6 protein-coding genes and 1 pseudogene are annotated in these 9,748 nt (G+C 35.5%); all 7 read left to right on the top strand.

The genetic code is table 11. The features are described from left to right. A pseudogene (locus tag I8752_RS08250) lies at positions 1-379 on the top strand (IS701 family transposase); the annotation flags it as partial. Positions 380-1,321: 942 nt separating this feature from the next. Beyond that, positions 1,322-3,562: a GumC family protein gene (locus I8752_RS08245; protein WP_214431831.1), complete on the top strand. Its 2,241-nt coding sequence runs from the start codon at positions 1,322-1,324 to the stop codon at positions 3,560-3,562. 226 nt (positions 3,563-3,788) lie between these two features. Next, positions 3,789-4,739: a glycosyltransferase family 2 protein gene (locus I8752_RS08240; RefSeq protein WP_214431830.1), complete on the top strand. Its 951-nt coding sequence runs from the start codon at positions 3,789-3,791 to the stop codon at positions 4,737-4,739. A gap of 125 nt (positions 4,740-4,864) precedes the next feature. Continuing rightward, positions 4,865-6,187 carry a flippase gene (locus I8752_RS08235; RefSeq protein WP_214431829.1) on the top strand — a complete coding sequence of 441 codons (1,323 nt, stop codon included), beginning with the start codon at positions 4,865-4,867 and terminating at the stop codon, positions 6,185-6,187. Between the two features lie 52 nt (positions 6,188-6,239). Next, complete coding sequence (locus I8752_RS08230) at positions 6,240-7,166, top strand: glycosyltransferase family 2 protein (protein WP_214431828.1); 927 nt, start codon at positions 6,240-6,242, stop codon at positions 7,164-7,166. 34 nt (positions 7,167-7,200) lie between these two features. Then, positions 7,201-8,508: an O-antigen ligase family protein gene (locus I8752_RS08225; protein ID WP_225895515.1), complete on the top strand. Its 1,308-nt coding sequence runs from the start codon at positions 7,201-7,203 to the stop codon at positions 8,506-8,508. Next, a complete protein-coding gene (locus I8752_RS08220; RefSeq protein ID WP_214431827.1) occupies positions 8,489-9,736 on the top strand; it encodes a glycosyltransferase family 4 protein in 1,248 nt (415 codons plus the stop codon). Before I8752_RS08225 ends, I8752_RS08220 begins: the two co-directional genes overlap by 20 nt. Positions 9,737-9,748: the final 12 nt, after the last annotated feature.

Genomic DNA, 9,748 nt, shown 5'->3' with positions numbered 1-9,748 from the left:
GTGTAAACAAGAGCTAGGCTGGACAGATTACCGTTTCACCAATTTTCAACATATTGAGAGGTGGTGGGAGATTATTTTTTGTGTTTACACGATGATTAGTTTAAATTCTTCCGTCTTATTAGGCTTAAATCAATCTCGTCAACTTGAGACTGAGGCACAAGATCTGAGTGATGTTGATTTTTCTAACCATCCGCAATGGAACCATGAATCTGGATGGAAGAATGCTTTAAATAATCTGCGTCTCATTATCCAACCACTTTTACTATTTTGGTTAATTTATCCTTGGTTAAGTATTTTCCCTAATTCACATTTGTTACTGGGATTCAATCATTTAATTGCCGCAATGAATCAATTTAAACCCTATTATGCTTCTGGATGATTTAGCTCCTGAACTACTTGCTTATTCCGGAAAGTGACAGAAGAGGGGTAAGATCTAATAGAATCTTGTACGGCGCTTCTCAGTCAAGTACAATACCCCGCTGATTGGGAAGTTAGAAGCTAAAATCCAACAACCTAAAATATATTCGTATGATGCACTCAACAAAATAGCTGAAGTTTTTTAGGTTGCAATCTTCGTAGTGAAGCGCGAGTTATTGAACATCACCTGAAAAGGTTACCACAGGCTAGGGTAGAGTAGAGTTTTTCATTGGAATCGCTTATTTCCCCTATTTACGAACACTCATATGAGAGTTCGTATGAAGTTTGCTTGAAGAGCGATCGTTGGGGCTGATGTCATGGCACAGAAACACAGACATGTAAGGAGTTTTAAATTGCAATTGATTATTTTAACTGAATAGAACGAGAAAATTTCAGATGCTTTAACCCAATGATGTACTCTCCAGACCCTGGATTGTACTACAGTTTTTAAATAAAACTGCCTTGATTATATAAAATTTTGATAAAGTTACACGCTTAAGTGTTCTTACATACTATGATATGAATCGTTAGGTCGATCGTAGAGAAATTATAAATAATTACATAAAAGTACTAACTTTTTGAAAAAATGAAAAATTTTTTCAAAAAACTCTTATGTTTGAGTCTTCCAATGAAGTAGCTTAAGTTGTAGATACGGGGCTATTAAAACTCAAAATATTCAAAATGGTGTACTATATCTTGTTCTGTGCATACGTTGAAGCTGGATAACATAACTTAAATAAGTTAAAAATGTTCAGAAACGAACTTCCACTATTGAACAACGTCAATCCAAGAAGTGTTAGCTGATAATCAATGCAAATATTACTATTGCGAAGTAAACTATAGTGTTATCGATGTAAAAATACTGATAAAAATCTGCTGCAACTAGTCTTTCTATATTTTATATATGACAATGGAATCTTTACCAAACGTTGAAGAAGTAAATATTCAGAAATATTTAGAGGTTTTGCAACGGCGTTGGCTAGCTGTTGTCGGAATTTTGGGCATAGCCGTTACCCTTGGATGCTTGTATGCATTTTCACTAAAACCTTCATACAAGGCAGAAGGAAGTTTGATGATTAAAACCAATCGCACTTCCTCACTTATAGGGTCACCAGAAGACATCGGACGTTTAGAAGCTTTAAATGTAAACGATAATCCCCTAGAAACTCAAGTAAGAGTTATTAATTCCAATCCAGTATTGGAGAAAACAATTAAGGATCTCAACCTCAAAGAGAATACTGGCAAACCGCTCTCAATTCCAGACTTAGCACAACAACTAAAAGTAGAAGGAATTAAAGGAACTGATGTTGTGCAGCTTTCTTATCAAAGCAACAATCCCGAACTTGCTGCCAAGATTGTCAATAAAGTAATTAACAATTATATAGACTTAAATATCAACGCTAATCAAAACGAAGCATTGGCAGCCAAACAGGTTCTTGTAGTGGAACTACCTAAAGCCGAGGAAATTGTTCGCAGAGCGGAATCACAACTACGGCTATTTAAAGAAAAGAATCAAGTTATTGTCTTAGATCAAGAAGCAACTGCCGCAGTCGATACAATTTCTAAATTAGACAACCAAATTTATCAAGCTCAAGCTCAACTTAATGATGTCAAGGGTCGCTTAGACCAGTTACGCGCTCAAGCTCAGGTAAATTCACAACAAGGTGTAATTGAATCTGAATTGAGTCAAGCACCTGGAGTTCAAAAAGTGCTTGCCCAACTCCAAGAAGCTGAGAGTCAACTGGCACTGGAGCGAACTCGTTTTCAAGCCGGACACCCTACAATTATTAATTTAGAAGAAAAAGTTACAGCTCTTAAGAGCTTATTAAAAGAGCGGACAGAACAAGTAGCCGGCGAAGCACCAGTAACAGAAGGAAGTTTACAAATTGGACAGTTGCGACAAAGCTTAATTGCAGATATTACTCGTGGAGAGGCACAACGCGTCGGTCTAGACAGACAAATTAATACACTCTTGCAACAGCGATATGCCTATGTCAGACGAGCAAATTATTTACCTAAGTTAGAGCAAAATCAGCGAGAACTTGAACGAAGACTGCAAGCAGCTCAAACGACTTACGAAACACTTTTAAAGAAACGTCAAGAAATTGACATCGCACAAAACCAAAAAATTCCCAATGCACGTGTTATTTCCTATGCTTTAACACCTGATAAACCACAAGGCCCCCGCAAACTCCTGTTCATTGTTGGTGGGGGAGCAATTGGTCTTTTCTTAGGTGTCATTGCTGCCTTTAGTTTAGACTTGATAGACCGCTCGGTGAAGACAGTCAAAGAAGCTAAAGAAGTCTTAAGATACACTGTTTTGGGAGTCATTCCCACACTAGGCAGAAATGGGAAAGAGCATTCTTCTGTAGTAGGACTTGATAGACCTATTCCCAAAATCATTGGTAGAGATGTTCCTTACTTTCCTCTTGGGGATGCATACCAGATACTACAAGTTAACTTGAAGTTCCTCTGTTCTGATAAACCGCTCAAAAGCATTGTAGTTACAAGTTCCGTTCCCAAAGAAGGCAAGTCTGAAGTATCTGCAAATCTAGCTGTGACTATGGCTCAGGCGGGTCGTCGGGTCTTGTTAGTAGATACAGATATGCGCCATCCCATACAACATCATATCTGGGAACTCAAAAATACAGTTGGACTAAGTAATGTCATTATTGGTCAAGTTTCTTTAGATGAAGCGGTGCAAGAAGTGATGCCTAATCTGGAAGTTCTTACTTGCGGAACTTTACCTCCCAATCCAGTGGCAATGCTAGATTCTCAAAGTATGACAAAATTGATTAGTAGCTTTGGTAGGGATTACGACTTCATTATTTTTGATACGCCGCCTCTATCAGGAATACCAGATGCTGCCGTTTTAAGTAGCCTTACTGACGGTATCTTATTAGTCGTTCGTCCTGGAGTAGTTGATTTAGATAGTGCCAATTCAGCTAAAGAGTTTTTGACTCAATCAGGCCAGAAAGTTTTAGGCATAGTCATAAATGGTGTGAATGTTAAAAGTGAGCCTGACAATTATTTCTACTACACCAAAAGACAACAACTCGAACAGAGTTCCGTATCTGGCAGCTTAAAAAAAATTACCCAAAAATCATTAATTTCTCGCAAAAATAACGAACGCGAGCATCCTTAAGATTATTTGTTGCGATTATTTTTATTTTGCATCTTCAACATAATATCTGTAGATGAATGATAAGAATAATCGCTCTAAGTATTGGTGTTAGAGTTTGGTAAGTATACTTTACCAAAAAATATTATCTATTTTTACTAAACATGAAAAAAATTATTTAGTCATAGTTATTTAGTTACGTTACATTGTCATTTTATATATTTTTGATTACTCGATTGGATAATTTAATATGTATACAAAAACAATCAAAACTTCTTGTTTAATTAACAATTACAATTACGCTGAATATCTGTTAGAGGCAGTTGATAGCGCCTTAAATCAAACAGTTAAATTTGATGAAATTATTATTGTTGATGATGCATCCACAGATAATTCTGCGGAAGTAATAGCTAAATTTTCCGAAGAACCCAATGTCAAGTATATAATAAAAGAACAAAATCAAGGACAATTATCATCCTTTAACGAAGCTTTCTTAGCCGCAACTGGGGACATTATCTTTTTTTTAGATGCTGATGATATCTATGAACCTGAATATTTAGAAACAACTCTGAAGTTTTACAACAGGCGTAGTGAATGTGATTTTATATTTTGTGCATATAAAAAATTTGGTTCAGTAGAAGGAACATTTCAAAATTATGAAGTAGATTCAGATTTAGGTTATTCAGTAATTAAAACTTTATATACTGGGGAATGGATTGGGTCTATAACATCAACATTATCCATTCGTAGAGAAATAATCCAAAAAATTTTACCCATTCCACATACGGAAGATTGGCGTGTTAGAGCTGATGACTGTCTCGTATGGGGAGCTTCTTTGGTAGGAGCAAAAAAGTTTTATCTATCTACACCTTTAGTAAGGTACAGAATACATCAAACTAATCAATATCATAATAAGAAATTTTTAGATGCAGATAAAAACTATGAATATAAAAGATTTTGGAAACGCAATTCCTTATTTAGTTACATCATGCAAAAAAATAATCTTAGTTCGCCCCTGTTATTGGCTTTTACATGTTTGAACGAAATCAAAACAATTCCATGCCCAAAACTTCAAGATTTTCTCTCTTATTTTAAAATAATCTTTTTGTTTGAGCATAATTTTTATTGGAAAATTAAAGGAGTGGTTTTGTTATTCAACTATTTATTGAAAATCTCAGTTATGGGTAAGCTAAAAACCTAATAAGTAATACTTATTATATAAAAGCATAATTAACTTAGTTTATTCTGTAAATTTAGCAGGCTAGCAAAAATTTACGTTATGGAAAGTTATAGATACAAAATATTAAATGCTGAAGTTAAAAGACAATGCTGAGTAAATTAAGCCTTCAAAACTTATCAAAATTTAAATCTCATTCTGGACTGCGCGCAATTATCGCCAATACAAGTTGGTTGTTTGCAGATCGTATTCTACGTATGGGTGCAAGCTTAGTTATAGGAGTATGGATAGCTCGCTATTTAGGAGTACAGCAGTATGGTCTATTTAACTATGCTTTGGCCTTTGTCAGCTTATTTAGTCCAATTTTTACTCTGGGGTTGGATGATGTAGTAGTTCGCCATATTATTCGTAAATCATCAAACAAAGAAGAAATTTTAGGTACGACTTTTTGGCTAAAATTCTTGGGTGGAATTGCCTCTGTATTAGTAGCAGTCGGTAGTGTGTTGTTCTTAGGCGAGCGGGAAACTCTGAAGATATTATTAGTTACAATTTTAGCGATCGTAGGAATTTTTAGAGCTTCTGATACTATCGAGCTATGGTTTCAATCACAGGTGGAGTCAAAATACGCTGTAATTGCTAAAAATATAGCATTTCTACTAAATAGTTTGATCAAAATAGCACTAATTTTAACAAAAGCACCATTGTTAGCTTTTGCTTGGGTAACATTAGCAGAATTTGTGATGAGTGCTATTGGCTTAATGATTGCTTACCAAATTCGAGGGTTTTCATTTTGGCTATGGAGATGGAGTTCTAGTGTTGCCAAAACCCTTCTAAAAGAGAGTCTACCCTTAATTTTTTCAGGGTTCGCTATCCTGATTTTTATGAGAATCGATCAAATAATGTTAGGTCAGATGATAGGAGATAAGGAGGTAGGAATTTATTCTGCTGCTGTGCGGATTTCTGAAATTTGGTATTTTATTCCAGGAGCAATTGTTTCTTCTGTTGCTCCTTCCATTTACGCAGCTAAGGAAAAATCAGAAAGTGTTTACTATCAGCGAATAGGACAATTACTTCGTCTACTAATATGTATATCTCTGGCAATTGCTCTGCCAATGACGTTTTTATCCAACACAATAATTATGGTGTTATTTGGAAATGGATATATAGAAGCAGGGCCAATATTAGCGGTGCATATCTGGACTTCTTTGTTTGTGTTTATGGGTCTTGCAACATCACCTTGGTTTATTGCTGAAGGGTTGAACCATGTTTCTTTAGGTAAAACTTTAACAGGGGCTATATTAAATATTATTCTCAACTTATTGTTGATTCCTAAATATGCAGGGCTTGGTGCTGCGATCGCAACAATCATATCTCAAGCTGCTGCCGCTTTTATCTGTAATGCATTTGATACAAGAACACAAAAGCTATTTCAGATTCAGATGCAGTCTTTGCTACGTTTTTATAAATATTAATCATTCTGACTCTACCTTTCTATATTAAAAATAGCAGTCAAACTAATTAAAAATGGAAACACCAGTAACTTTTATTATTTTTAAGCGCCCAGAAACAACAGAAAAAGTCTTTCAAGTCATTCGTCAAGTAAAGCCAATAAAACTTTTTGTCATTGCAGATGGCCCTCGAACTGATCGCGAAGATGAGGCAGAAAGGTGTGAAACTACTAGGTCAGTTATTGATAGAGTTGATTGGGATTGCGAAGTTATCAAAAATTATTCCGATATTAACTTAGGTTGTGCCAAAAGAGTCTCTAGCGGTTTAGATTGGGTCTTTAGTAATGTTGAAGAGACAATTATTTTAGAAGATGATTGTATCCCTCATCCTAGCTTTTTTAGATTTGGTGAAGAATTATTGAACAAGTATAGGAATGATACGAGAATATCTACTATTTCTGCTCAGAATGTTCAATCTGGGCAAAGACGCACAAATTATAGTTACTATTTTTCTCGCTACAGTCACTGCTGGGGTTGGGCCACTTGGAGACGTGCTTGGCAATATTACGATTTAAGCATCAAACTTTGGAAAGAGGTGCAAACAGAAAATCTTTTACATGACATTCTTATAGACCCAAAAGCAGTAAATTATTGGCGACGAACATTTCAATCTGTTTATGACAATCCGACAGGTATTACCTGGGATTATCAATGGACATTTGCTTGCTGGATGCAAGGTAGCTTGAGTATTATTCCTAATGTTAATTTAGTGTCTAATATTGGTGTTGGTGCAGATGCAACTCATTTTACTTCCAATCAAAAATTTTCTTTTATAAATATACCAACACAAGCAATGGAATTTCCCTTAAAGCATCCTCCATATATTGTACGTAATGTAGAGGCAGATATTTTTACACAAAAAACAGTTTATAAAGCAACTGCATTAGATATTTTTAAAGAAGAAGTTAAAAAAATATTGAATCATTCCAAAATTCAGAATTAGCAGTATATATACTAAATTACATAGATAAGTCATAATGTCACAAAAAAAGGTAAATTTACAAGAAAAAATATTAACTATTTTATTATTGCTCATTGCTGTAGGCGCATTAACAATACACCCTGCTCAGGAAATTTCTTCATCTCCTCTTGGAGGTGATAAATTAGATACTTTGTTCAATATAGTTTCATATTTAATCCTATTTTATTTCACACTTTTATACTGGAAAAGTTTTTTATATGTAATTATCAAAAACCCCTTACAGTTTTTTTTGCTAGCAATAGTTATATTTTCTCTTTTGTGGTCAGAAGACGTAAGTACTGGTCTGACTTATATAAAAGGTCTTATCCGAATATATTTTTTAGCAATCTATTTAGCAACGCGTTATTCTCTTAGGGAACAAATGAGGCTAATAGCTTGGGCTCTTGGTGTAGCCGCCTCATTGTCTATGTTATTTTCTGCATTCGTGCCAAATTTTATTCATCAAGCACCTGAATTAGCAGGGATGTGGAGCGGAATTTATGGTCATAAAAATGAATTAGGATACATGATGGCTTGGAGTGCAGGAGTTTTTTTGCATCTTGCTCTTAGTAGCTCTCGATATCGGTGGTTAATGTGGACACTCTGTGGACTATCTATATGCTTAATTGTCCTCTCGCGTTCGACAACATCGTTAACTATTTTATTAACAATTATCTTACTTTTACCAATATATAAAATACTGAAAAAAACGAATTATAAACTACAAGTTATAACGATAAGTTCAGCTTTAATGTTACTTTTGATTTTTTCTATATTCCTGATAAATAATGCCGAAATTATAGTAGGTACTTCTGGTAAAGACCTTACTTTGAATGGGCGTTCCGATCTCTGGGAATTATTAGTTTCTAAGGTTTGGGAAAGACCTTGGTTAGGTTATGGATATTATGGATTTTGGACTAGTGCTGCTGCTTCTAATGTGAGAGCTACGTACGAATGGGCAAGTAATGCTCATAATGGTTTTTTAGAACTATTGTTGGAACTAGGATTATTAGGTTTTGGGATTTTTGCCGCAGGTTTTATGAGATTTTTTGTGATGGCACTGATGCGGATTGTTTCAGTGGCAAAAAAGCCAGAAGATTATTGGCCAATGCAGATGCTAATTATCATCGTCATTGTAAACTTTTCAGAAGCCAGATTATTAACTCCCAGTTGGAATTGGTTGATGTATGTCACAACTTATCTATCTCTGACTCTTGATTATCAACGAAATCGTCAAACTAGACCTGATGGATTAGCTTTGATGGCAATCGGAACTAATTTTAGCGATCGAGAGGTTAAAAAAAATGAAAATTTTACATCTTAGTACGCATGATATTGGTGGAGGTGCAGCGAGGGCTGCTTATCGGTTGCACACAGGGTTACGGGATATAGGACTACAGTCACAAATGCTAGTCCATGAAAAATATAGTAACGATCGAACAGTAATTGCACCTGAAATCAGACTATTTCAAGGCATCGCCAAAGCAAAGTTGACATTAGAAGCTTTACCATTAAAGTTTTATCGTCAAAAGCAAAATACGCCATTTTTTATTCAATGGTTGCCAGATAGAGTTATTCCTAAAGTCGCTCAGATTAATCCGGATATCATCAATTTGCATTGGATTAGTGCAGGTTTCATGCAAATAGAAACATTCACCAAACTAAAGCGCCCTCTAGTTTGGACTCTCCATGATATGTGGGGTTTTACTGGAGGATGTCACGTTACTGGAGAATGCGATCGCTACAAAGTATCCTGTGGGGCTTGTCCTCAACTTAACAGCAGCAATGAATGGGATTTATCTCGTTGGGTATGGCAACGCAAACTAAAAGCTTGGAAAAATTTAAATTTAACTTTGGTTTCACCAAGTCATTGGTTAGCACAGTGCGCTCGTTCTAGTACTTTGTTCCAGAATTTGCGAATCGAGGTAATTCCCCACGGATTGGATAGTCAAAAATATCGACCCATTAATCAACATTTTGCACGCGAAGCGCTTAATCTACCCCAAGACAAGAAGCTGATTCTCTTTGGAGCAATACAAGCAACGAGTGATAAAAATAAAGGGTTTCATCTATTGGTACCAGCTCTCCAAGAGTTAAGTCAGTCTGGTTGGAAGGATGATTTGGAAGTGGTGATTTTTGGAGCATCTCAAACCGAAAATTCACCTGAATTAGGCTTCAAAACACACTACTTAGGTCACTTCCATGATGATATATCCTTAGCAACTGTTTACTCAGCAGTTGATTTGATGCTTGTACCGTCTCTGCAAGAATCTTTTGGACAAACAGCTTCTGAATCCCTTGCTTGTGGTACTCCAGTTGTTGCATTTAATTCTACTGGTCTAAAAGATATTGTAGACCATCAGCAGAATGGCTATTTAGCTAAACCTTATGAAGTTAAAGATTTTGTCAAAGGAATTACCTGGGCACTTGAAAATGAACAGAGACTGCAAAAACTGTCATTTTATGCTCGAGAAAAAGCAGAAAGAGAATTCACTTTAGAACTTCAAGCACGTCGTTATTCAGCTTTGTTTCAGGAAATATTAATTCAATAATTTACCTTGTAA

This window comes from Dendronalium phyllosphericum CENA369, from assembly GCF_016056275.1.
Classification (GTDB): domain Bacteria; phylum Cyanobacteriota; class Cyanobacteriia; order Cyanobacteriales; family Nostocaceae; genus Dendronalium; species Dendronalium phyllosphericum.
This window is presented reverse-complemented; position numbering and strand designations above follow the sequence as displayed.